Raw genomic sequence first — 25,027 nt, 5'->3', positions numbered from 1 at the left:
CCCCTCTCCCATAGAGCCGGGAGTCGGAGACGTAAGTGAAGTCCCAACAATAACGGTAAAACCAGTGTCTGAATATCTTTCCACTATTTTTTTGCAATTTTCTTTTCTGATCAAGCTGGGGGCTTTTGTAGAACCGGCATAAATTCTAATTGCATCTGTCAGAGAACCGCTGTATTCAAAATCCCTATTTTTCCCGGGTGATAATGTTTTTAGCCTGGTTCTTGTTGTCATAATGTTCTCCTTCTTCCTATAAGGTTTTGCCGTAACGGATATTTTTTTATACTCAGAAATATCAGTATTCAAATCATATCCAATCATGAACAAAGCTGCTTCCATAGTGCGCAAGGCGCCTCTTTCTAGTGTCTGATCACCAAAGCTGAAGCGCTGAATTATGGCTTTTAATAACCAATTAGCTCTGATATTACACTGTATATGAGGGACAGATTTGTTAGTTAAGGCTGGAAATTTGTAGATACCTTTTGATGGGTTGCGTAGTTGCTTGCCTCTGGCCTTGCCCCAATAAAATTTCAGCATTTCCGGGACTTCATATATATCTTTATCTTCCAGAAATATTCTAACCAGATAACCCAAAGCAGCGCCAACTCTGCCATCATAAATGATAAAATTATTAAATAATAACGAATATACTTTTGTAAAGCCGGCATTCATTCGAATCCCTTGGAAATCATTATCTGTATCTGCGTTATTGGCAATTTTATCTTCCACTGTTTTATAAAAGTGGTACAAGTCAGCTCTGTTTATATCCAGATAAGCCAGATTGCCTCTTTTTTTACTTCCTAAAACTCCGCCCCAAGATAGTATTTCTTTAGAAACATTATATAATTCGTCATTATTTTTGCTATAATATGCCATTTTAATTTGATCAGAAAATGAGTCTAGTAACTTTTTGTTGGAATTAAAACTGAAATCCTCCAACTTTAGCTTATTAAACCATTTTGGGCTTATCGGCCAATAGTATTGCTCATAGGCATTAAATATAGATGAACATGCCCATTCCTTTTTGCGGTCAAAATCAAAATAATTATGACAAAAGTTGCCGGTTATTCTAAGCCCAATCCATTCAATAAATTTCTTAACGATGCGATTGTTTATGTAGTCCTTTTCAATCATTAATTACTCTCCCTTCTGTTTTATCACAAGCTTTTTTTGCCCGTGTCTATCTTCCAGCCAAAAATAATTGACAATATGAATCCAACTATGAGGGTGGCAAAAACTTAACAAGCCATGACTTTTTCATAATTTTACCTCATTAAATATTTACCTAAGATTTTTTAAAAAACTTACATTTTTTTAAATATTGGACAATTTAAATTTATATCTAATACATCTTCCCCAATCTCTTTACCTCTTCCTTCACCATCTCCCTCAACTCCGCCGGTTCCAGCACTTCCACTGAACTGCCCCAGCTTAGTATCCATTGAATCACTTCAGAAACCCCGTCCACGGTCATGCTCAGGATTATTGAGCCGTCCTTGTTCACCGACACCTCTTGGGTTTTATTCCACTGCCTTTGAGTTATCCATTCCGATATTTCTTCCGCAAACCTGAGTTTTATTTGCACTGGGTCACCTTTGATAATTCCCCAGGCATTACCGATAAAGTTCTCCACGCTAAAGTCATCGGGTATAACAAACTTGTTTTTCGTCAGCTTGATATCCTCAATATTGGATATAGCAAAAACTCGCATTTGCTTGCGCAGATGACAGTATCCGATCACTACCCAGGAAGCAAAAGTATAGCGTAGATGATAAGGATCAAATAACCGTTCGCTGTGCTGCTTGCTCCAGGTAGTGTAATATTTCATGTCAACTGATCGCTTTTTCTGAATGGCTTCGGTTAATAGCTGATAGGCTTTGAGCCCATCTTTGATCATGGGCTTGCCCGCGTCAAAAGATAAAAGTTTTTCAACATCATAATTTTGTTTCGCCGGACTATCCTGACCGTAAAGATGCAGTTTTTGGATCAGCTTTTGGAAAGCCCTACTGAACTCCGGCTGTATTTCCGGCAGGATTTTTTCTGTAAGGAACAGAATAAACAGCTCTTCTTCAGAGAGCTTGAGCCCTGGCAAAACTTCTGGGCTTCCTGCCGGATAATAATACCCGTTTTTTGTTCGGTCAAACTGAATATCAGCATGAAGAAAATTTTTCAGGGTTTCGATATCCCGCTGCATAGTGCGCGGGCTAAGTTCAAATTTTTTAGCCAAAGAAACAGCGTTGGGATATTTGCCCTCCCTTATTATCCGATCTATCTGGATAAACCGGATTAATACGTGGCGGTCGAGGTTACTATTTTTCAATTAATACTCCCTATTATTTTTGCAAGTATCATTTTAGCCCTAGTCTCTATAAATAAATCATATTTATTTTCGGTCCATAAATTTTTATCAGAAGGAATGAGGTGTTTTGAAATATAAGCTGGTTTGTCAGCTATATAGTTATCTATCCATTCTTTAAAAGGTTTGCCGTTTTTCAAGCCACGATTAGTTCCTGAGTCAAGAAGCTGGAAATTGCATATACTGTTTATTTTATCCCAGTTGTAGTTCATTGATTCTAAAATTGACTTGGGCATAATATGGTCGATATCTTGAATTCTAACAGTTTGCTTTTTATCGTAAATCAAATAGTACATAAATTGGGTTTCAAATAGTTCAAGTTTTGATATATCAAATTCCTCCGTGAAGGAGATCCCGTGGTCATAATATATTTGAAATAATGCTTTTATTGGGAATACGGTGTTTTTGGCTTTCTTTATTTCCTCCAATATTTTCCTTATTCCAGTTTTGTAAGGGATCCAGCCAGCTCCTTTGCTTCGAAAAACACCATTGAGAAGTGAATAATAAAGCCATTTTTTCATTTTCGGAAATTCTGAATTATTTGCATCATAATCGTCAAAATAATTTACTACTTCCTTATCTTGTATTTGTTTGTGAAAAATATGATAGGCAATGAAAAATAAAGGTATAAACGATTTATTTCCTTCCTTGTAATAATTAGCTAAATCAGCATTGATTAAAAAATTTCTCAAGCCGGTAAGGGCACATCTAATCCGATCCCTTTTACTTATTGCAAATTCAGCATCTGACGCCTCAATTTCTGACATTTCTTTTTTATGATTATCCTGAAGCAGAAAAATGAGCTTTATTAGATTATCTTGATTTAATCCAATATCTTGGAATTCGGTTAATACTTCATCAAGGAAAGATTCCATTTCCCATTCGAATCCTTTTAGAATGGATGCAACCAAGTCAAATGGTGATAATTTTGTGCCGCCATCATTTAATCTTCTAAATAATTCAACAATTCTTTGTCTATTTGAAGTTTCGTGTAATGTTTTATTTATAATAACCTTGGAAACACCAAGCGCTTCTGCTGTAATAATGTTTTTATAAAATGCTTTTATATTTTTTATAATATGAGTCTTCTTTAATTCATCAATAATATTATGAGCTTGTATAATCTCGTTTGCTACCTGGTCTTCATCATTAGTATCTTTTAACCGTCGTAATAAAGTGCTTGTCAGATACCATTTATGTTCTTGAATAGTTCTTCCATTATTATCTACGGAGTTTTTTGGCAATTTTTTTTCATCGCTCTCAAACTTAAATTCATATTCAGTATGGTAATCACTAAATAAATCAAAAAATAAAACTTTTCCATTAAGACTGCCTTTAAGCCCAATATAAAAAGCCTGTAACCGCTGTTGGCCATCAATCACAAAGTTTTGCAGTTGCGGCAATTTATCAATTTGTCTTGATTTCATCATCTCTCCATCTTTTGTAAAAGGTCTGTAATTAAAAAGAGGTTTGGTATCTCGCTCCTCTTCAATTACCATAATTCCACCGAATGAATCACCTTTAAGCAGAGTATCAAAAAGAAGCTCCATTTTTTCTTCGTCCCAAACCAGTCGTCTTTGAATTACAGGAAGCACATATTTTTCTTCTTCAATTTCCGTAATAATGTCAGCTATTCTATTAGATTTCCATATTGCCATTTTATGTCCCCCTAATTAAAAGAATCAAAATCTAGATATCTTTCAAAAAATAAATCTGCCCATATTAACAGTTTCTTGTTATTTTTAGAGGACGTTACTCCTCGAATTGAATCTCCGCATGAAGAAAATTTTTCAGCCAGAGAAACAGCGTTGGGATATTTGCCGTCCCTTATTATCCGATCTATTTGGATCAGACGCATTAATACGTGGCGGTCGAGGTTAGTATTTTTTTCCATTTACATTAAATCCAATCCCGTAAAGACTTACAAAAAAGGTTTGCTATCTCATCCTTATTTGAAATATATTTTTCTATTTTAAGAAAATCTATTTGAATCATTTCTTTTGGAATTTTATGGTCTTCTTTAGGTAAAATATATATTACCTGATTATGATTCACATTGATAATAGTAAAATTTCTTTTATAATTATTTATAAGAGTTTTCCAATGACTTTTCCATTTTCCAGGCAAATCACCTTCATAGTCTAGAACTTGATGCTTTTTTAAATACTTAAAGAGTCCTTTATATTTAGCATCAGCATTTTTTGAAATCGCAACCTTTTCGATAGCCATTAACAAATCGATAGGGCTTTTTTTTGAGGCCATCATTAAATAGTTGATCTGTTTTTTATTTACTGACTTCTTATCCGTTTTCAACTCAATCAAATATGTTTTATTTTTTATTCGATCCCAAACAAAATAGTCCACTTTATTTGTATGATTTCCTTTACTAATCAGAGGGAATTCCGGAATAATTATTAAGTCGTTTGAGGTACCCTGAGATTCACCTAGAATTTCTTTTAAATACAATGCAAAAAATATATCAGCCCTTCGTTCCAACTGATATGCTGGTAATTTTCGCCAATCATCTAACATTTTAAATAATTCCTCAATCTTGTCCATTTATTTACTCCTTTACACTATCAGGCTCTTAATAAGCATAATCGACAAAGCCAACAAAATCAGAAACGCCCAAAAGATCAGCCATCCCAGAACATAAACTACAACAAGCCAAAACAGTATCTGCACTGTTCGCTGGAAACCAAAAAAAACTCCTATAATGATTAATATTACGATTACCCACATTGGAATAAACAATTACTTCCCTCATTTATTAAATATCGCTTTTAGCTTCTCATGTCCGTGATCTGTGTCAAAATTCAGCTTTATAGGCGTTATCGATACCAAGCCTCGGGATAGCGCCCCGACATCTGTATCTTCCGGATGTTCCGCACTGAAAGTGCCTTTAACTTCGCATAGCTGATGAACAGACTGAGATGTTTCATGGTATTGTCCATTAGGTTTATGCATGAGGCGAGAGGTTATCCTGGCTGTATCAGCGGGACTTCCAATTTGCCTGGAAGGAATGTTTATATTAAGTACATATTGAGCGTCCAGGTCCCAATGCAGGAGTAGCCAATCCAACAACTGGATGCTTTGGGCATAATGTTCTTCATTGGGGGTATACTCATCTATCGAAAGAGCGATTGCCGGTATGCCGTGTGCCTGAGCTTCCAATGCCGCGGCTACTGTTCCTGAGTATTGAATATTGAAACCTGTATTGGCTCCGGCATTTATTCCCGAAACCACCAGATTTGGATACTCCGGCAACAGTTCATACAAAGCTAACTTTACACAATCTACCGGTGTGCCATGCACTGCCCAGCGCTTAAAATCCTCTGTGTGGTTGTCATTATTAGCGGTTATCTTCACTGGTTCCGAGATCGTGATCGAAAACGCCTTGCCGCTCTGATTTTCAGCGGGAGCGACTACACTTACCCTCCAGCCCTTATCCAAAAAATATTTACTAAGGGCATGAATTCCCTGAGAATGTATTCCGTCGTCATTTACTATTAAAACATGTTTCAAATTATCTCTCCTTAATCGGTCTTTTTTCTTCAATAACCGCAGCAGTCCAGCGGTCTGCGAATTGCAGCAGCAAAGTCAGCGGCTCTTCCAGCTGATAGTATTCCAGATTAACCACTCCGCCGTTTGTAGGATACAGCCCGTCATGAGCGGCAATGGCCTGCACTTCTTCCGGGTATAGCGTTACAAATTTGGAGATCAGATGAATGCTCTGGGTAGCGATATTGATATTCACACACTCAGGGTTAACCATATAAGGTTTATTGCGGTTCATTATCTCCCATTCATTGGTATTTTTAAAATAATAGTTGATACCCGGGAAGCCGACTTTCCCTGTGTCATGGAAGAGGCCCACAATAACACAGCTTTCGTCGGATATCTGAGGCGCGAGCTCTGTTTTAAGTCTCAGTAAAGTTTCCGCTACTCCTACACAATGTTGTATCAATCCGCCTTCCACATTTAAGTGAAACCGGGTACTGGCCGGTGCGGTCAACCAGTTGGTCTGCGTTTCGAGGAAATGGAGGAGAGCGGAGACTTCGGCCTGGCGAGAGGTGATTTTTTCTAATAATTTATTCATACAAATATTCCTTTTATTATTTTTTTATTAACTCATTAATTGTTTCATCAATATAATCTACAAAAAAATAGAAATCCTCTAGCGCTTTTTCATAACTTTGAAAAAAGGATTCTGGACTGGCAATTATATCTTCAAAAATATATTCTTTTTGTAATAAAATATTGTCTTTTAGATTCACAATAAATTGAATATCATTTTTTTCGCAATATTCTTTTAGTTTGTCATCTTTTTCATAAATACTTTTAAATTTATCATAGAATTCTTTCCTTTTATAATCTTCAACATGTATCATAAAATCAAAATTATTTCTGTTTGTTTCAAGCATTTCCTTAATATTGTTGATTTCGAAGTGAACAAAAAACCCTTGTCCCGCCCATTCATTTTTATAGAAATTTTGCCAATCTCGTTCTGTTTTAAACTTGAATTCCATTTTTTCTGAATCTAATCCTTTTGAAGAAAAAAATATTCTTGTATGTTCTTCAATGGATGCAACAAACTGTTTTAAATCTTCCATAAATGCATCCTTTAATGCTTTTATCACAGCGATCGTATCCTTTTGTAGATAAAACTTTGTTTTACCTGAAAACTCTTTAAAATTTTTTTTAATATCCATATATTCCTCCACGTGTGTAATTAATTCATAAAATAAGAAGCTTTTTCTGATATCCTTAAAATAGTCGAATTTTATTTCTTTAAATCTTTCTATCAACTTTTTGTATGATAATTCATGGAAACCATCATTCTTTGGCTTAATACCATTCGGGCTTAGAAAAATCTTTAAAGTTTTCATTCCTTTTTCTTCAGCTAGTATGTTTAATGATTTATTATAGTCAAAAGTCTGATTTCCACCTTCGCCAGCATATAGTTTATTTTCAATACCAATAAGAATTTTATCATCGACATTTATCAAAATATCAATACGTCTATTGTTTTCAAACATGTATTCTCTATCAATTGTTACATCACAATCCTCTTCAAGATCACTATCCATTTGGAAAATACTCATCAGTTTTTTTATTGGGGCCAACCCAATGCCATTTTTTGCTGGATTCAAAACAAAAGCTAAATAATAGCTAAAAAAATTTTCATCATACTGACGATTAAAAATGACAGGGATTGTTTCTGTTTTTTTTATTGGACCGCTCAAAGACGGAACGGACTGCTTCATTTCAAAAAATATTTTTTCATATTGATCTAAGTCATTATCCAACATTTTTGTTAATCCTGCCTCTCATAAAAATACGATAAACAAATGTCATCGCTAGGTTACCTGACAAAAAAATACCACAGCGCCGCGAGAGTAACGCCACCATGTGAATTATCAATAGCTTTCCTAGCATCATCTAATGTCCCTATTTTGCTGCCACTCTTATCCCGTATATCATTGCCTGAAACATAACCAACTTTACTCCCGCTCTTATCGCGTATGTCATTGCCCGAAATATTGCCGACCTTGTTGCCATTTTTATCGCGTATGTCGCTGCCAGAAACATAACCAATTTTGCTACCGCTTCTATCACGTAAATTATCCCCGTCCATCTTATAATCCGCCATTCTATATCACTCCTTTTTTTAAATCCTTTAATAAAAAAAATCGTCTCCTATTTATTTAACGCTGCCTCAATTCTGGAAAGCGTGTGAGACATATCCGCAAAAAAAGCCCCTTTCAAAATATCTCCCATATTGAGTTCCGAAGACTTTCTGGTTTGCTCATCAATTCGCTCAATTTTTCGCGCGATATCATTGAGCTGGTTTTTTACCTCCCTTAAATCGTTTTTTATTTGATATACATCCTGATCGAGGTTAGACATATTATTAAACACCTTTCGTTATTTATTTTTTACTGTTATCACCAAAAATTTCTTTAATTGTAATTATTAAATCTTCATATCTTTTTTTTCTTAACGACATAGACTCCATTCTGGGTTGAGGGTGAAAATAATCAATTGCATATTTATTTTGACCCAGAGGCAGAAAAAAGACATCTGTTTTTTCACAACGCTTCCAATTATCATGACTCCCAAATAAAATATCAGATGCAATTGTCGCAACTTTTCCCCTGCCTAATCCAAAGATTACTAAATCAGGTTTATATAGGTTATATTGCTGGCTAAGTAATAATCTTTTACTTTCGTTATATTCCTTTAGGTATTGATATAATTTATTATCTGAAGTACTGTTCATTCCCGGTTCCTTCTTTAAATTTATTACCCCTATACTTTGAAGATACTCTTTTCTGGTTTCCTCTGTAATCTCATCTAATCTTTCATGCCAAACATTAAATTCTGGATTTGAAATATTACGAATACCTATAAGCCATCGTGTAACGTTATTCCATGTTTGATGCCTTCCTATGGCTCCTTCATTTAAAAATTCTCTTAGGTCAATTGGATCATTAACAAGCTCTTTTAGAATAAAAATTGTTTTAATTCTTGATTTAAAATATAACTTTTCATTTACAATGCCATCTTCACCATAATTATCATGACCTAACAATTTTCCCCATTCTTTAAATATTTTATTTTCCTGTTCTCGTACACTCATAATACATCTCCGAATCTTATACCTTTATCATACTACTGTTCCCATGCTCCTTTAAAGTTTTTCATATATTTTTGATGTGTCTTTTTGTACTCTACCGGATAATGCGCCTTTAGCCAGGCGCTTTGATAGGTTATCAAAGTAAGGCAGACAGCATGCGCTTTGGAATACACATTGTCCGCATACTCTTTTAGCTGTTTAAACATCTCTTCCAATGCCTCCCCGTTAATATTATTCTTTATACCGCCTGCCATAAAATGCTCATGTTTTTTTTCAAGGGCATTTGAATTTTCAAGGCAGATGTCCCTTCTTATCCTTCTGGCTTCCAGCATATTTAACCCTTTCATGGCTATCTTTAAAAACTGTTCCTGATATAAGACCAAGCCATAGGTTTGTTTCAGGATTTCTTCCAATTCAGGACTTTTATGCGGTATCCGTTTATGCTTATTCTTTTTGTATCTCAGATGCAGTTTCTCGTGCAGCGGCCCTGGGCGGTATAGTGCCATCAAAGCTATAAGCTCTTCAAAGTTTTCCGGTTTTATCATTTTAATCAGCCTGCGCATTCCTGCCGATCCCAGCTGAAAAATGTCTTTTGTATCAGAGCAATTTATTAAATCGTAAGTGCCTTTATCATCGAGTAGGATGCGGTTGATATCCAGTTTTGTCTCAACTTTATTTTGGATCGCTTTGACCGTATCAGCTATGATCTGCAGATAACCATGCACGATTATGTCTACTTGCCTGAATCCAAGATAATCCAGGCTGTATTTGTTATACATGGTTATAGCCATCGCATCCTTATAAAAAAGCGGTAAATGCTCTGCTACAGGTTGATTATTAACTAAATAAGCTTCGGCTTGGACATAGTTGTAATATTTAAGCCCATCCATCTTTTCCGCGTAACTGGCCAGCATACGTTCTGCGGCAGTAGAATTATCAGGCATGTCGATTGTTATGTCATAATTTTTTACTTTTTTTCTTAGGCGACTTATATTTTTTTCCGGGATGCGCAAAGCTCTTCCGGCAAAAAACAGAGCTATTCCCAGATAGAAATTTTCACTGGATATAACACCGGCTGTATTTTCTTTTCCGTATCTGGTATTTATATAGGCGATCAGCCTGTCTCGTTCTGTATCTGTACCGGTTAACAAATAAAACTCTGTATTAAAACTGCCGTCCGCGCTTATCAGAGTTTCAAAGGGTAAGTCATATAAGAGCGGGTTAATCTGGGTCAGGCCAATTATATATAATACAATACTGGCGGCACTCGAACCGCGTCCGGGCCCCAAGGTAATATTCTGTTCTCTGGCGAACCTTACCAGGTCTGCCCAGAATAAATAGTAATCAATTAAATTGTTTTCCCGGATATAGTTCAGTTCCCGGTCTATTCTTTCCCGGGTTTCAGCAGTCATTTCCAGATGACGTTTATTTATACCCTCAGTTATAAATTTGTTCAACGATTCGCTGTTTTGTTTTTTATCCCACTTACCGGGAAGCATAAAATAATGCTCTTTACTTGGTAATTTCAGATTACATATATCAGCAATTTTTCGAGTGTTTTCCAGCGCCTGCGGATGATCAGCGAACAACTCGTACATTTCCCTAGAGCTTTTCAAATAATTATGCGTTGTTATTCCGTTGAGATTAGCTTCAAAAATATTGTCGCATTTACCTCTGGCACTTATTACAGAATATAACCCGGCATCTTCAGGGGAGATAAACACCGCCTTGTTTATCACGGTTAACGGAATATTATGTTCCGCTGCCAGATCAACCAGCATCTGATTGGTTATTTGCTGCAGTGGCAGTCCGGTACGTTCCAGCGCCAGATACAGATCAGCTTTAAAGATATCTTTTATTTTCATAGCGGAATCCGTCATTAATCGCGGGTCACGGCTCCAGGGCATAATACAAAACAGGTCTTTTCCAAATTTATTCAGTAATTCATAATCAATGCGTGGTCTGTAATAATATCCATCCTTATTAGCGTAAGTGATAAGCTGGCAAAGGTTCATATAACCTGCGTAATTTTTTGCCAGCAGGATAACCTGCACAGTACGCTTTGAATGCTTTCTGTTTTTTATTAACCTGGAAACGTCAGTAATGTTTATAGTACAACCGATAATGGGTTTTATTCCTAGTTCTAACGCTTCCCTGTAGAAATCCACGGCTCCGCCCAATGTGCCTTCGTCTGTCAGCGCCACAGCCTTCATTCCCTGGGCTTTGATTTCATAAATCAGCGCTTTTATTCTTATAACACTTTGCAGTAAGCTGTAATCGGATAAAACATACAAATGCGTAAAATCTTTATTAATCATATATCCCCTCTCTGTTTTTTATTTAATACAAGGAAAGATAACATTTCGACATCATTGTCTGCGGTTATCGACACTACTTCATTCAGTTCCTTAATCTGTTTCCATTTTTCATCCTTATCACAACTTTTTATAAAATTTTTTATCACAGTTTCAGCACCATCCATTTCTGACTGTCTTAGCCGATCAGGGGGAACAATTTTCTCCTTGCACCCAGCCTGATAATAATCACCAAGTATCAGTAAATACATTACAATCTGGAAAATATACTTATCATGGAACAAGGAAAACATATCTTTATCTTGCAAAATAAAGGCATATTTCTTATTTCGCAGCTTATGGTTCGCATATAATAACCAAAGACGAACCATTTCCTGCAGAATATCAAGATTATCATCCATATAACTAGATACACAGGCTTTTGCAAATAACATTAAACCCTCCAACTTGTATGATTTGCCCGATGTATTTTTACCCTCGTATAGTTGTGTTGCTCTCTCACTAATTTCATTAACAGTTGCGGGGCTACATTTATTAAATAGGTTAGTTATCTCTGTGTTTATCTTTTTGCTCAAATTCATAGTAGTTATCAGAATAACATGTACGCCACGACATGTAGTGTCATAGTGCTGAAATATTTTTATTTATAATATTTTATAGTAAACTTAAAGTTAATGGGACTCATCAAATCATTGACCTTATATCTCTTAATTCTTCTAAGTTCTTTTATTTATTCCGCAGATTTTTTTAGTGATCTTCTCTATCGTGAAACTTCTCTCAACGTATCTTCCACTGGACACACCTACTACTACCAGCACCCTTCCAGCAACAAAGTAGTCTTGCTCATTCACGGTTATACCTCCAACCCTTCTGAAACCATCAACCTCGGGAACTATCTCTATATGCAAGGCTTCGATGTTTTCGGAGTACGCCTGGAAGGCCATGGAACCAGCCCGGAGGACCTGTGCAAGACTACCTGGCAGCAATGGTATAGTTCAGCTGACCAGGCGTTTTTATATCTGAAAAGTAAATATGACAAAGTATATATATTCGGAGTTTCCACAGGTGCGCTTACTGGATTGAAGCTGGCAGAAAACCATGATGTTGCCGGGCTGGTCTGCGCCGGGACATTTATTTACCCTAAGTCTATAATCAAATTCGGCTATAGACTTTATCCAATTGCTAAATTCCTTCATATCCCGCTTGGCTATGTGCGTGCGCCAATACCCAAAGAACGACAGCATATCACCTATACCCGAAATCCGTTGGATACCACCATGCAGCTAATGTATTTTGTAAATGATGTTAAGCCCAAATTAAATAAAATTACCTGCCCGGTACTGCTGATGCATTGCCCCAAAGATGATGTGGCCGATCCCAAGTCAGCACAGTATGTTTATGACCATATCAAGTCAGCTGATAAAAAGCTGGTCTGGGCCGGGAAAGAGCATTCGTTTTTGATAGATAAGGATGAGAAAATTTATAAGCAGATTACAGAGTGGTATAAGTCTATAAGTCGGTAAGTACTGAATCTAAAATCCAATACAGGGATTCAACACGTGCTGAAAATGTTTCGCTGGGGCAGGAAAAATTCGATGACTGAATGTCAAAATCTGACACAGTTTGTATGCTAAACTTTAATTTATATTTACAAATATATTGGACAGTATTAATATAATTTTACTTTCCATTTAGAGAGGACCGCTATTTGAATAAAACAGAGAATATATTTAATCTCTTAAACATGCTCAAAGATAATCCCCTTGGCTTAACAGATATTATAAAAGAATTCAAATCCCGTCATAAAATCAGCCTATCCAGAGAAACAATATATCGGTATCTTAGGGTCTTACAGGACTTGGGTTATAAGATTTCTCTAATCAACAAAAAATACGAAATAAGTGTCACCAACCTCAGTAGTGATTGTGTTCGAAAATTATTTGACCGCAACCCGACAGTATTTAACAACAATTTAATCAGCAGGATAAAAGAAGGAATAAGACATCAGTTAGAGGCTGTTGTTGTTTATAAAAGTCCACGCTATGAAAAAGAGATCAAACTTAACGTGGATTTATTGGATATTGTTTCAATAAAAAATAAAATATATATGCTTGCCAGAGATTGTGAGGATAAAACTATCAAAGAATTTAGATTGGACAGAATTGCCGAGATAAAATTAAATGCTGATAAAAAAATAACTGACAGAAAAAATCTTCCCATTAAATTTATTGTTAAAAAAGAATTGGCTCAGACTTTTTATTCGCCATTTGTTAATTCCACAGGAAAAAAGCTTAAGAACGGCGACCTGGAATTTGAAGCGGAAGTACACAGCTATTTTCGGGCAAAAAAAATTTTGGCGGAGTATCTGGATCAGGTTGTGGTCACTGGCCCGGCAGAATTCAAAAAAGAATTTGTGCAAACTCTTGATAAAATGAGGGGCAATTACAGATGAACGACAAAGAATACAATACAGTTGTCCTCGCAGCGCTATTGCATGATATTGGGAAACCAATGCAATTTGCCCGGTTGAACAATAAATTAGCAATCAAAGATAAACACAGACACCCCGCTTATTCTACGGACATTATCGCTCATTTCATATTTGGTGATTCCAAGGAATGGATAACCCAGCAGGATAAAAATCTACAGGCATATAAAATGAAATCCGAAATGATTGACTGGGTATTGCTTGATAGATTAATTGACAGACATCATCTTGAATCTAAAGATGAACTTGAAATGATAATACAAGCTTCTGACCATTTTTCTGCTTCCGAACGATCCACCAAAGAGGATGAAGATGATCCCAATAACGCAATAATGGAATCGATAATAAGCAGACTTAGTTTGGATAAACCAACTAACAGTATTCCCCCCACTGCCTGGTATCAGCCAAAACCATTAACTAAAATAAACATTAAAGACATTATTTGCCCGATTTCTTCTAATGATAATAATGATAATTTAGATAAAGAGCAGTTAAAAAATCTATGTAAGGATATGTTGTCGGATTTGAGAACGATACTTATAGGGTGGGATGAAAGCAATAAATCAGCGGATACATTAATTTCGTTGGTTGATTTGTGGTTATATAAGTATTTGTGGATGTGGCCTTCCAGTCGAGGTAAAAATGTTGATAAAGATATTTCGCTTTATGATCATTGCCGTGTTGCCACTGCTATATCTGCCTGCATATATAAACAAAAAGACAAACTGAAATTTTTAGAAAAAACAAAAGATTTAAAAAACGAGACAAAATTTTGCCTTATCCAGGGTGATTTTTCCGGTATTCAGCATTACATCTTTGATATTACCGCGAAACAGGCAGCCAAAAGATTACGAGCCCGTTCTGCTTATGTACAGATTCTAACGGAAAATGTTCTGCGGTACATATTAAATGCCTATAAGATTCCTTCGCAGTGTGCTTTACAATCCAGCGGAGGCAAGTTTTTGATATTGATTCCTGGTTACGAAAAAGATGATATCTTTGACGGTTTGAAACTGAAAATAAATGAAAGTCTGTTTAATAAATTCAGAGGGGAAATTAACCTGAATCTATTTAAGACAGCATCTTTTAAAGGAGAAGATTTTCAGGGGAAGAATTGGAGAAAAATTATTGATAAACTGGGCAACGATTTCCAAACTGAAAAATTTAAACCGTTTAGCAACATTCTATCGGATACTAAGCTTGTTAATGACGATGTCATTCCCGCGAATGCGGGAATCAATGAATTAAAACATTGGAATACCTCTAAGTTTGTTCATAAACTGGATAAAAATGTTGAGGAATGCAAAGGTTGCGGCAAGCCAAAAAAATCAAAACAAGTAGAAGAAAATTTTGAATTTTGTGAAATATGTTCAGCGGATTCTAAAAGAGGCAGACAAATAGTTGATAGCCCTAACTATTTGTTGTTTTTTGATAATGATAATCTAATTATTCCTGAAAAACTAAAATTTTTAAAAGGTTTAGTGCAAGACAAAGAAAAACCCTTAAGGATGACTGTCCTAAATCCTGGAGATGATTTGAATACGAAGAATTTTAGTCAGTACATGTGCCCCATCAGCCTTAAATTCATGGCTAATTATGTGCCCAACAAGAGTATAAAAAATGAAAAAACTGAATGGGCAAAAGTGATTGAAAAATATGAGGGTTTACCAAACAATGATGATGATAAGATAACAGATACACTTCATTTTAAAGCTATTGCCGAATTATCCGATGGTAATGATATGCTGGGCGTGCTGAAAGCTGATGTTGATAATCTGGGGATGCTTTTTCGAGATGGGATCCCTGATGAACGCTATACAATATCAAGGTTAGATATGTTATCTCGGTTTATTGATCTATTTTTCTCCGGTTATCTGGAAACGCTTGTGCGTGAAGAGTTTCCAGAATGTTATTTTGTTTATGCCGGTGGCGATGACCTGCTCATGATCGGTCCATGGACCAGTATTATTGAGTTGGCCAAAGTAACACGAGAGAAATTTAAGGAATTTTCTGCCAACAATCCTTCTGTAACTTTGAGCGCGGGAATTGCCTTTGTAAAACCAAAATACCCCATACTGCGAGCTGTGGAGCAAGCTGAGGAAGAGTTGAAACATGCTAAAAAAGTAGATGGTAAAAACGCAATCTGTTTATGGGGACATGCCTTGAAATGGGAAGATTTTAAAAAAGTTTATGAAGAGATGAAAAAATTAACAAATTGGCTGGAAGAAAACAAACAGGATAATAAAAAAGGTATGTCTATTGGTATGGCCAGGAATCTGCTGACGTTCGGTCAGATGATCAGGAACACAGATAAAAATACAGCAAATTTGCGTTGGAAACCGCTGTTGGCTTATCAACTGGCCAGAAATATTGATAAAGAAAAGAAACATGAGATATGGGAATGGCTTGAACCTTTTATTTCGGAAGGAAAAATTCCTAAAGGGAATGAAAAAGCAGAAAAGTTAAAAAAAGAGCATCTGGATTTGATAGCTACTTATGCGTTATATAGGGTGAGGTAATATTAACAAGCGAATACTGAAAGGAGCGTGAAATTATATGGTGAAATGTGCGTTATGCGGCAAAGAATTTTATCAAAAGGATCCGAAACATAAGACATGTTTTGATTGTGCAAAGAAGAACTGGGATAAACCAGGCCAAGCTCAGCAAACGAATGGTTTATCTGATGAGTATATAAATGATATTAAGGCCGGGTATTTTAAAGAAAAAACAAACCTTAAAGATAGTATGATTATTAAACATCCTGATAATATTGCCAAGGAATTTGGCGCAGATAGGCGTTTGTCATATACGCAACTAAGGAAGTTTTATGATCGAATCAGTCACTTAAAGCGACTTATAGAAATTAGGGGAGAATATAATGTAGTATTACCTGAAATACTGCAGCTTGGTCCCTTGGTAGCAGAAGCATCAGGAAAAACTAAAGTTCCGAGAATTTTTAAAGATTTTATTGATATAAACCTAGAGCAAGTAAAAAAGGGGGAGGATTATTTTATGAAAGGTTTTCATCCCCATTTTCAAGCGGTACTGGCTTATTTCAAATATTATAATCCACAAAGTTAATAAAGGAGGATATATATGTCAAAATTAGTAAAAACAAATATTATTAAAGGTGTTTTAACCTGTGAAACAGGACTGCATATAGGAGGCGCCAAGGATAATCTTAAAATCGGTGGTCTGGATAGTCCCGTTATTAAGCATCCAATAACTGATGAACCATACATACCAGGCTCTTCGTTAAAAGGTAAGATGCGATCATTATTAGAATCTCAGGAAGGTAAGAATGTATGCGCTTGCGGAGCTTGTTTGATTTGTGATGTTTTTGGATCGGGAAGTGTAAAAACTAGGAAGGCTATAACAAGAGTATTATTCCGTGATGCTTTAATATCCAAAGAAAACAAAACAGACCCATTAATAACCGAGGAGAAATATGAAAATCGTATTGATCGGCAGACCGGTGTAACAACAAGCGGTTCATTACGTCAAATCGAAAGAGTTCCTGCGGGCACCAAATTTGATTATGAAATAGTTGTACAGATATTAGATACTGATGATGAAAAAAAGCTAATGGAACTTATTAAAAAAGGACTTACTTTATTAGAAAATAATTATCTCGGAGGTGCTGGAAGTCGTGGCTATGGTAAAGTAACATTAAGTAAAAAAGAATGATAGGTTAAATGTAAGGAGTGTACATGAGCGATTATCAGACTTATCGGCTGGTTTTAAAGCCAAAATCTGGTTTATCTACCCCTCTGCAGGCAGATACCATTTGGGGGCATCTGGCTTCATATTTAGCAATTAGCGGACATGAATACTTAAAAGATTTTCTGCAAAGCTATAAAGACGGTACTCCGGCAGTTATTTTTTCAGATGGGCTTCCGGCTTTGGCTGATGAAGATGGCGTTTTTGAGCAGTTTTATCCTAAACCGCTTTATCCAACTTCAGCTGAATTATTAGATAAATTAAAAGATATGAATCGAGATAAATTAAAAAAGATAAAGAAAACAAATTGGATTAAGGAAGATGATTATATTAGTTTATGCAAAGGTGATTTTTCTGGATTAAGTTTTTTAAAAGATGACGATAAAGAACCTTTTAAGATTCTGACTGAAACAACCATGAAAAACGCAGTACCCCGCTGGGGCAATGAAGATACGGAAATTTATCCCCTCGAAGAGACTTATCTGCAACCTGTTGGAGTTGAACTAAAATCCAATGAATTTTTAGGGTGGACAATATTCTTCAAGGTACGGGCAGATTTTGAAAATCAATTAAAACAGCCGCTGGGGAATTTTTTAAAGCATGGCTATGGCAAGAAAAAAGGTGTTGGTAAAGGGCAGTTTGAGATAACGTTGTTGCCCTTGCAAGAGGATTTAATTCCTGAAGTTAAAGACGCTAACGCATTCATGTCATTATCAACCTATGTACCGGATGCAGATGATCCAATCGACGGCTACTGGCAGACATTTACTAAATACGGAAAGTTAGGAGAGGCTGGGGTTGCCAATTTACCATCAAATGATCCATCGGCTGAACGGAATTTATTTAAAAGCCCTATAACTATGTTAACCCCGGGAGCAGTATTTAAACTTAACGAAAAAATGAAAGATTATTATGGAGTGGCAGATTTAAATACCGACCAAAGAGTCAGGAACGAGAGAGAGTATACTCATCCAGCACTTGCGTATGTAATAGGATATAAAGTTTTTGAATAGATAAATAGGTTAACCGGGTGAATGGGAGAATTGAATGCAGTTAATATCAATTTTAGGAGCTACCGAATCTAAGCACCACCATACTTATTATTATAATAATAAAGAATATCATGGTCGAATAACGCTGGAGGCGTTATTAAGTATTAATAAATATGACAGAGTTGTGATTTTTGTTACCATTGAAGCCGAATATAAACAGATATTAATTATTGAAGAACTTAGTAAAAAGTATAATATTCAAAAAGTGCATATACCGTCGAACGAATTTGATGAGATTATTGAAGCAGTTGATAAGCAGATTAATGAAGACACTGTGCTTGACTTAACACAGGGCTTTAGGCATATTCCAATGCTTGCCTTGATTGCTTCCATTCAAAAGAAATTAAGCAAGATTAATTATGGTATTTCGATAATTTATGCTAAAACTTTAGAGCCTGACAAAATTCCCTCTCAAGAATCAGTGAAATTTGAATTTATAAACTTATCAAATTATTTAGATATTGCTTATGTTACAACCATATTAGAAATATTTTTAAGCAGTTATAACATTATTGAGCAATATAATATTGAGAATGAAAATTTAAAGAATTTAGTTTTAAATTTACGGAAATTCTCGGCAGCTATTATAAAAGGTAACTTATATCAATCAATTCAGGAAGCAAGTAAAATCAAGGAAATAATATCAAAAATTAAGACAGAACTGAAAATATCAAAATATATTAAGGGACACCTTGGTAAACTGGAAGACGAAATGTCTATTTATGAAAAGATGGGGAAATTGACTATAATTGAAAAACTCTATGAATTTTCCCGGATTATGTTTGTTAAAAACAACTATGGTTTAGTTGTAGAAAGCCTAAAAGAGTGTATGAATGAACTTTTTGTTGAGTATTACTTACTAACCAGCAGTAAATTCAAAACTATGTATAAAGCACAGACAAAGAACGAACAATATCAGTTGAAAACTGAAATTTACCGTTTTATAGAAATCGGGAAAGCAAAAGACAAAGTATTAGAAGAAATGCTTAGCAATAAAGAATTACCGAAATATGATAGCAAAAAACTTCAGAATTTTTTGACCAAATTACGCAATAGCCGGAATACTATAGCGCATATTGCCATAGATAAAGAAGACAGTGATAAATTGGTGCAATATCTAAGTAAAAATGATGAAATTGTATATTTATTGGAAACTGCAAAAGAAACAATTGAGGCGTATAAGTAACATCATGCTTCTTTCCCTGTCTTTAAATAACTCTAAACTATACGCTGGCATCCAAATCTATGAAACCGGCGGCAAACTATCTATAGACCTGACCGAGGAAGCTTTGAATAAAATAGGGGAAAATGTCGAGGCCATAATAAAAGAGGAAAAAGACAGAACCGAAATAACCCTGACTGGTGCCGCACCTATACCGGTATATCTGGTTGTTTTTCATATTGTAGTGCATCGTTTTAAAAAAGTTTACTATGATAACGAGATGTATAATTTGCTTATTGCCAGACATTGATATAATTAAACAGGGAACGTATCAAAGCGTCCACCAGTTAGAGAGATAAGGGAGATGTTAATATGTTATTAAGTCTGGTTGTTATTTTCAAGCCACAATCTGACTGTATATTGTCAGCGGCAACTGGCAGATATGTCCATGGTCTATTATTGGACCTTATCGCTAAAAAAGACAAAACACTAGGCGAAGAATTGCATCAGGAAGCCAGAAGTAAATCGTTTACCGTTTCTCCTTTGTTCGGAGAATTCAGACCATGTCAGAAAGCGCGTAACCAATTCAATAAAGAGCAGGAATACTGGTTCCGGGTAACCGCGCTGCAACATGATATTGCGCATCTGCTCGTGGATATTTTTACCGACAAAAAGTTCAAACATTTCCAAATCGGGGAACAACCTATGCATGTAACTGGCACTATAATGGATTCCGGCAAACATGAATGGGCTGGTACCTCAAGTTATGCCGAAATTTACGATCGTTATATCATTAAACAGCAAAAAATAACAAAACAAATCAGAATTTACTTTCAAACACCAACTACCTTTAAAGTAAACCAGCATCAATTAGTACTCCCAAATCCCACCACGCTTTTTTATTCCACTTTAGAAAAATGGAATCAACACTCAGAAATTCCGGTTCATCAGGAAGATTTTTTAAGCTGGCTTGATAATAATTGTGTTGTGTCCCGCCATCATATACGCACCAGAATGCTGGATTATGGCAAATTTCAATATGTGGGTTTTACAGGCAGTGTTGAGTTTACGGATATGAGTAAAAAAGAAACAGTCTACAGGGCGTTGTGGAATATGCTGGCAGAATATAGTTTTTGGAGCGGAATAGGCGCAAAAACCACCATGGGTATGGGAATGGCAAGATTGGAAAATTAAATGCCGACGCTGTATTTGATGAATAAAGACTCGGTTCTTGGAATTGAAGGCGATTGTTTTAAAGTAACTTCAGCAGACGGTCTGAAAACAACCATCCCGATGTTGAAGGTTGATGCAGTTGTGGCGTTTGGCGATACCCAGATTACCACTCAGGCTATAGCGGAATTGTTGGAGCGCGATATACCGACCACTTTTTTGTCCAATCATGGCAAATATTACGGCCGGTTAGTTTCTACCGAAACCAGGAATATTGAACTGAGAATTGAACAATATAAGAAATTTGGCGATACTGCCTTCCGGATTTTGGTTTCCAGAGGATTTGTGCAAGGCAAGATACTAAATGGTGTATATCTGCTGAAAAATCTGAACAGATATCGCAAAATTGAAGGAGTACAGAAAAATATTGAAGACATGTTATGCAGTGTCAAAAAACTGGATCAAGTTCAATCATTAGACAGTTTGCGCGGTTACGAAGGTTCGGCTTCTGCCGCATATTTTAAGGCGCTTCCCTTTATGCTGAATGAATCATTCGGGTTTTCGGAACGGAATCGCCGTCCGCCCAGAGACCCGATAAATTCCATGCTTAGTTTTAGTTATACATTATTAATGTACAGCGTTTATTCGGCTGTTTCAGTGGTTGGGTTGGATCCGGGTATTGGTTTTTTTCATGAATATACCAATAACCGTCCAGCCTTGCCTCTGGATTTGATGGAAGAATTCCGGGCGATACTGGCTGATCAGGTGGTAATTGATTTAATCAACCACGATATGGTTTCTAATGATGATTTTCATATTGGAGAGGATAAAGACCGCCCTGTTTTTATTAATAATGATTTGCGTCAGAAGATAATAAAAAAATACGAAAAAAGACTGGCAACGGTTATTCTTTATGACAACGAACAGGCATCTTATCGGCGGGTACTGGAATTGCAGGCAAGACAATTGGCCAGATGTATAAAAAATAACGAAGCTTATAAGCCATTTATACAGCAATGAGAGACGAATTCGGAAGGTTTGACGGCATGTTTATTATTACTACGTTTGATATTATGGAAAGTCCCGACACCAGCTCCATGCAGAAGCGACTCAGAAAACTTACCAAAGTCTTAAAAGGTTTTGGCAAGCGCGTGCAGAAGTCTGTTTTTGAATGTTATCTTGATAATCCGCAAATAGAGATCATGAGAGACAGAATTAGTAAAATTATCGAAACCGATCTCGGAGACAATGTCCGCTTTTATAAACTGTGCAATTCCTGTTACGAAAAGATAGAGGTGCTGGGGGAAAGAGGAGTGTCTGAAGAGGATGAGTTGTATATTTTATAAATAACCTGTAACATTTATTTGTCAGGAATAAATACATATTACAGGATTAACTGCCTGAAATGCTTATGCCAGCAGGGAAAATTGATATTATTAAGATCGTTAACAAGAGCAAGGAAATGATAAAATTGACAGTGCCTGAAAAAGAGGGCTTGGAAGGCCAGAAAACATTGGGTTTGACAACAGGGCTGATGAAGACTTACAAATACCTGAAAAGGAATTAAGACATTTCTTTGCTATGGTTGGGTGCTGTCCTGCCTCTCTGATGAAGACTTACAAATACCTGAAAAGGAATTAAGACTCGTAATCGTACGAGATATCGGTCTCCATACCGTTAGATGAAGACTTACAAATACCTGAAAAGGAATTAAGACTGTGGTAGTCCCGCATAGATGAATAGACCATATCGCAACTGATGAAGACTTACAAATACCTGAAAAGGAATTAAGACCTCCATACCGTTACCCATTTTTACTTTTTTTACCAGATGAAGACTTACAAATACCTGAAAAGGAATTAAGACCTGAAAAATACGGAATATAGGAAACAAAACAGAAACGATGAAGACTTACAAATACCTGAAAAGGAATTAAGACTTATATGTTGATATAAATATGGCTTCATTTCCTGAGATGAAGACTTACAAATACCTGAAAAGGAATTAAGACCACCCCGTTTGCATGTTGGAACTTAGACCCTACTACCGATGAAGACTTACAAATACCTGAAAAGGAATTAAGACCGTTTTTTCATTTTCATAATAGAAAGCCTGCCACTTTGATGAAGACTTACAAATACCTGAAAAGGAATTAAGACTAAATCTGATTATCCACTGATTTTCTTCGCTGTATAAGATGAAGACTTACAAATACCTGAAAAGGAATTAAGACGGGTTTTGATAACAAAAAAGGAAGTTTTTTAGACTTCCTCGATGAAGACTTACAAATACCTGAAAAGGAATTAAGACGAACTTACAGTTCTTACAATATACATGCGTTTTAGTAGATGAAGACTTACAAATACCTGAAAAGGAATTAAGACTATTGATGCGCCGTAATCATTATTAAATCTGATTATGATGAAGACTTACAAATACCTGAAAAGGAATTAAGACGGCAACAATACCTAAAATTGTATTTTTCATCTTATACCAGATGAAGACTTACAAATACCTGAAAAGGAATTAAGACGGTCTAGTTGTAACATCGAGTATGTCGCAAATATCCGATGAAGACTTACAAATACCTGAAAAGGAATTAAGACAACTGCTCATCATTAGCCAAGAAGTCAGTTAGCGAGTATTGATGAAGACTTACAAATACCTGAAAAGGAATTAAGACAGTACACCCCCTCTATCTCATAATCATACTGGATATCGGATGAAGACTTACAAATACCTGAAAAGGAATTAAGACTTTCTTTCTCCTTTTTCTTTCCCCGCCTTAGATCGCCGATGAAGACTTACAAATACCTGAAAAGGAATTAAGACTACACCATCTGTATATACTATTCCCATCCAGATGGATGGATGAAGACTTACAAATACCTGAAAAGGAATTAAGACCTGGTAATTGCCTTGTCATTCATTTGATATTCATAATTTTGATGAAGACTTACAAATACCTGAAAAGGAATTAAGACTATTTTTATTCCTGTTGGTTATATTTCTCCATTTCTCAGATGAAGACTTACAAATACCTGAAAAGGAATTAAGACTCAATGTATCCATGCTAATAGATACATGTAACCCATACGATGAAGACTTACAAATACCTGAAAAGGAATTAAGACGCAATATTGGGGATTGACTCTAGTTTTGCCTTTTCAATGGGATGAAGACTTACAAATACCTGAAAAGGAATTAAGACAAACATTCTAGAAATACTTCTCCTGTTTCTTTCCCCGATGAAGACTTACAAATACCTGAAAAGGAATTAAGACACCTCATATCGGGTCTATCGGATTGCTGTATCTTGATCTGATGAAGACTTACAAATACCTGAAAAGGAATTAAGACATAATATTAGGAAACTTGACTTTAAATAATTTCTTTGATGAAGACTTACAAATACCTGAAAAGGAATTAAGACCGGTTTATTTACTCTCTAATGCATCTTTGTATTAAATTTTAGTTTCTGGCAGTTTCTCCCCTCAGCTCTAGCCAGCACAACTCGACTCAACTCAGGGCTGGCCGGGGAAGGCACAGGGCGAAAGCATGTCAGAAGCTGGGAAGCCTGGCAGGCATAGCGCAGCAGAAAACGGAAAGAATGGGGCCAACGAACAGTCCAGGTCGGCCCGCGCCAGCGGGCCGGGCGGATTGCAAAGACGTACAGCTTGTCGGGAAAATTCATTAAGAAATGATGGTTGGTTAAGTCATCGTGGTGAGTCAGAAAACGCATGGTGGGTGTAACTCAGAAAACAGAAAGTTTGTAACTAACGTGCAGTCCAGGTCAGCCGCGCCGTCAGGTGCGGCTGGGCGGGTTAGCAAATGTACAGCCGGGGTTGTTTTTGTTAGTCTCGCGCGCGTACCCCGGGTTTAGCAGTCAGTTATTCAGTAAGTCTTTAAGTCGATAGGGCATTTTAATCCCTGCCGGGCGTTTGTAGCTAGTTGTAATGTAGGCAAAAAATCACGGCAGAAACAGATTAGAAAATGGAAGGTTGGAATTAACGGAAAGTCCCGTCTACGCTCTCGCGTTGCTCGTAGCTTCGCCGAGGCAAGCCAGGTCGGCTGGATGCGGAAGCAGACAGCCGGACGGGTGAGCCCGTTAGGGCGTAACCGACTGA

Annotated in this window: 24 protein-coding genes and 1 CRISPR repeat array; of the genes, 11 read left to right on the top strand and 13 right to left on the bottom strand. The window is 36.3% G+C overall.

Annotated elements, in window-relative coordinates; all coding sequences use genetic code 11:
* The 13 genes from PHV30_07010 to PHV30_06950 all read right to left on the bottom strand — a co-directional run.
* A partial coding sequence (locus PHV30_07010; GenBank protein ID MDD5456765.1) for a hypothetical protein occupies positions 1-1,131 on the bottom strand: 1,131 nt, incomplete at its 3' end.
* A gap of 208 nt (positions 1,132-1,339) precedes the next feature.
* Entirely contained in the window at positions 1,340-2,317 is a 978-nt protein-coding gene (locus PHV30_07005) for a WYL domain-containing protein (protein ID MDD5456764.1), read from the bottom strand.
* On the bottom strand, positions 2,314-4,011 hold the full coding sequence (locus tag PHV30_07000) for a DUF262 domain-containing protein (GenBank protein MDD5456763.1): 1,698 nt from the start codon (positions 4,009-4,011) through the stop codon (positions 2,314-2,316). Before PHV30_07000 ends, PHV30_07005 begins: the two co-directional genes overlap by 4 nt.
* 11 nt (positions 4,012-4,022) lie before the next feature.
* Complete coding sequence (locus PHV30_06995) at positions 4,023-4,247, bottom strand: hypothetical protein (GenBank protein ID MDD5456762.1); 225 nt, start codon at positions 4,245-4,247, stop codon at positions 4,023-4,025.
* Positions 4,248-4,252: 5 nt separating this feature from the next.
* Positions 4,253-4,912 carry a hypothetical protein gene (locus PHV30_06990; GenBank protein MDD5456761.1) on the bottom strand — a complete coding sequence of 220 codons (660 nt, stop codon included), beginning with the start codon at positions 4,910-4,912 and terminating at the stop codon, positions 4,253-4,255.
* 204 nt (positions 4,913-5,116) lie between these two features.
* A complete protein-coding gene (surE, locus tag PHV30_06985) occupies positions 5,117-5,878 on the bottom strand; it encodes a 5'/3'-nucleotidase SurE (GenBank protein ID MDD5456760.1) in 762 nt (253 codons plus the stop codon).
* A 1-nt stretch (position 5,879) separates the two neighbouring features.
* Positions 5,880-6,452: an HD domain-containing protein gene (locus PHV30_06980; protein MDD5456759.1), complete on the bottom strand. Its 573-nt coding sequence runs from the start codon at positions 6,450-6,452 to the stop codon at positions 5,880-5,882.
* 16 nt (positions 6,453-6,468) lie between these two features.
* The gene (locus PHV30_06975) at positions 6,469-7,665 is read right to left on the bottom strand and encodes a PD-(D/E)XK nuclease family protein (GenBank protein MDD5456758.1); all 1,197 of its coding nucleotides are present in this window, start codon (positions 7,663-7,665) and stop codon (positions 6,469-6,471) included.
* A gap of 53 nt (positions 7,666-7,718) precedes the next feature.
* Positions 7,719-8,006 (bottom strand): hypothetical protein, encoded by a 288-nt coding sequence (locus tag PHV30_06970; protein ID MDD5456757.1) that lies wholly within the window; start codon positions 8,004-8,006, stop codon positions 7,719-7,721.
* Between the two features lie 47 nt (positions 8,007-8,053).
* Positions 8,054-8,263 carry a hypothetical protein gene (locus PHV30_06965; protein MDD5456756.1) on the bottom strand — a complete coding sequence of 70 codons (210 nt, stop codon included), beginning with the start codon at positions 8,261-8,263 and terminating at the stop codon, positions 8,054-8,056.
* Positions 8,264-8,285: 22 nt separating this feature from the next.
* Positions 8,286-8,996, bottom strand: coding sequence for a hypothetical protein (locus PHV30_06960; protein MDD5456755.1), 711 nt, complete (start codon positions 8,994-8,996; stop codon positions 8,286-8,288).
* Positions 8,997-9,028: 32 nt separating this feature from the next.
* Positions 9,029-11,311 (bottom strand): DNA polymerase III subunit alpha, encoded by a 2,283-nt coding sequence (dnaE, locus tag PHV30_06955; GenBank protein ID MDD5456754.1) that lies wholly within the window; start codon positions 11,309-11,311, stop codon positions 9,029-9,031.
* Positions 11,308-11,742 carry a hypothetical protein gene (locus tag PHV30_06950; GenBank protein ID MDD5456753.1) on the bottom strand — a complete coding sequence of 145 codons (435 nt, stop codon included), beginning with the start codon at positions 11,740-11,742 and terminating at the stop codon, positions 11,308-11,310. The genes dnaE and PHV30_06950 overlap by 4 nt, the downstream gene beginning before the upstream one ends.
* Before the next feature lie 258 nt (positions 11,743-12,000).
* On the opposite strand from PHV30_06950, the gene PHV30_06945 reads away from it, so the two are divergent.
* The 11 genes from PHV30_06945 (at position 12,001) to cas2 (ending at position 22,246) form a co-directional block, all read left to right on the top strand.
* Positions 12,001-12,831, top strand: a complete 831-nt coding sequence (locus PHV30_06945; GenBank protein MDD5456752.1) for an alpha/beta fold hydrolase — start codon at positions 12,001-12,003, stop codon at positions 12,829-12,831.
* 185 nt (positions 12,832-13,016) lie between these two features.
* Positions 13,017-13,760, top strand: a complete 744-nt coding sequence (locus PHV30_06940) for a WYL domain-containing transcriptional regulator (GenBank protein ID MDD5456751.1) — start codon at positions 13,017-13,019, stop codon at positions 13,758-13,760.
* The gene (cas10, locus tag PHV30_06935; protein MDD5456750.1) at positions 13,757-16,315 is read left to right on the top strand and encodes a type III-A CRISPR-associated protein Cas10/Csm1; all 2,559 of its coding nucleotides are present in this window, start codon (positions 13,757-13,759) and stop codon (positions 16,313-16,315) included. The genes PHV30_06940 and cas10 overlap by 4 nt, the downstream gene beginning before the upstream one ends.
* 37 nt (positions 16,316-16,352) lie before the next feature.
* A complete protein-coding gene (gene csm2, locus PHV30_06930) occupies positions 16,353-16,877 on the top strand; it encodes a type III-A CRISPR-associated protein Csm2 (GenBank protein MDD5456749.1) in 525 nt (174 codons plus the stop codon).
* Positions 16,878-16,892: 15 nt separating this feature from the next.
* Positions 16,893-17,483, top strand: a complete 591-nt coding sequence (csm3, locus tag PHV30_06925) for a type III-A CRISPR-associated RAMP protein Csm3 (GenBank protein ID MDD5456748.1) — start codon at positions 16,893-16,895, stop codon at positions 17,481-17,483.
* Positions 17,484-17,506: 23 nt separating this feature from the next.
* On the top strand, positions 17,507-18,529 hold the full coding sequence (locus tag PHV30_06920) for a hypothetical protein (protein MDD5456747.1): 1,023 nt from the start codon (positions 17,507-17,509) through the stop codon (positions 18,527-18,529).
* Positions 18,530-18,563: 34 nt separating this feature from the next.
* Complete coding sequence (locus PHV30_06915) at positions 18,564-19,754, top strand: TM1812 family CRISPR-associated protein (protein ID MDD5456746.1); 1,191 nt, start codon at positions 18,564-18,566, stop codon at positions 19,752-19,754.
* 4 nt (positions 19,755-19,758) lie between these two features.
* Positions 19,759-20,040 carry a hypothetical protein gene (locus PHV30_06910; GenBank protein MDD5456745.1) on the top strand — a complete coding sequence of 94 codons (282 nt, stop codon included), beginning with the start codon at positions 19,759-19,761 and terminating at the stop codon, positions 20,038-20,040.
* A gap of 62 nt (positions 20,041-20,102) precedes the next feature.
* Positions 20,103-20,924 (top strand): CRISPR-associated endoribonuclease Cas6, encoded by an 822-nt coding sequence (gene cas6, locus PHV30_06905; GenBank protein MDD5456744.1) that lies wholly within the window; start codon positions 20,103-20,105, stop codon positions 20,922-20,924.
* Positions 20,925-21,920 carry a CRISPR-associated endonuclease Cas1 gene (gene cas1 / locus PHV30_06900; protein ID MDD5456743.1) on the top strand — a complete coding sequence of 332 codons (996 nt, stop codon included), beginning with the start codon at positions 20,925-20,927 and terminating at the stop codon, positions 21,918-21,920.
* Positions 21,917-22,246: a CRISPR-associated endonuclease Cas2 gene (gene cas2, locus PHV30_06895; protein MDD5456742.1), complete on the top strand. Its 330-nt coding sequence runs from the start codon at positions 21,917-21,919 to the stop codon at positions 22,244-22,246. Before cas1 ends, cas2 begins: the two co-directional genes overlap by 4 nt.
* Positions 22,247-22,433: 187 nt before the next feature.
* Positions 22,434-24,333: direct repeats of the CRISPR family, unit length 37 nt; unit sequence GATGAAGACTTACAAATACCTGAAAAGGAATTAAGAC.
* Between the last annotated feature and the right edge of the window lie 694 nt (positions 24,334-25,027).

It is taken from the genome of Candidatus Margulisiibacteriota bacterium (assembly GCA_028715625.1).
Taxonomy (GTDB): domain Bacteria; phylum Margulisbacteria; class Riflemargulisbacteria; order GWF2-35-9; family GWF2-35-9; genus JAQURL01.
Note: the sequence above shows the minus strand (reverse complement) of the source record. Positions and strands in the feature narration are given on the sequence as shown.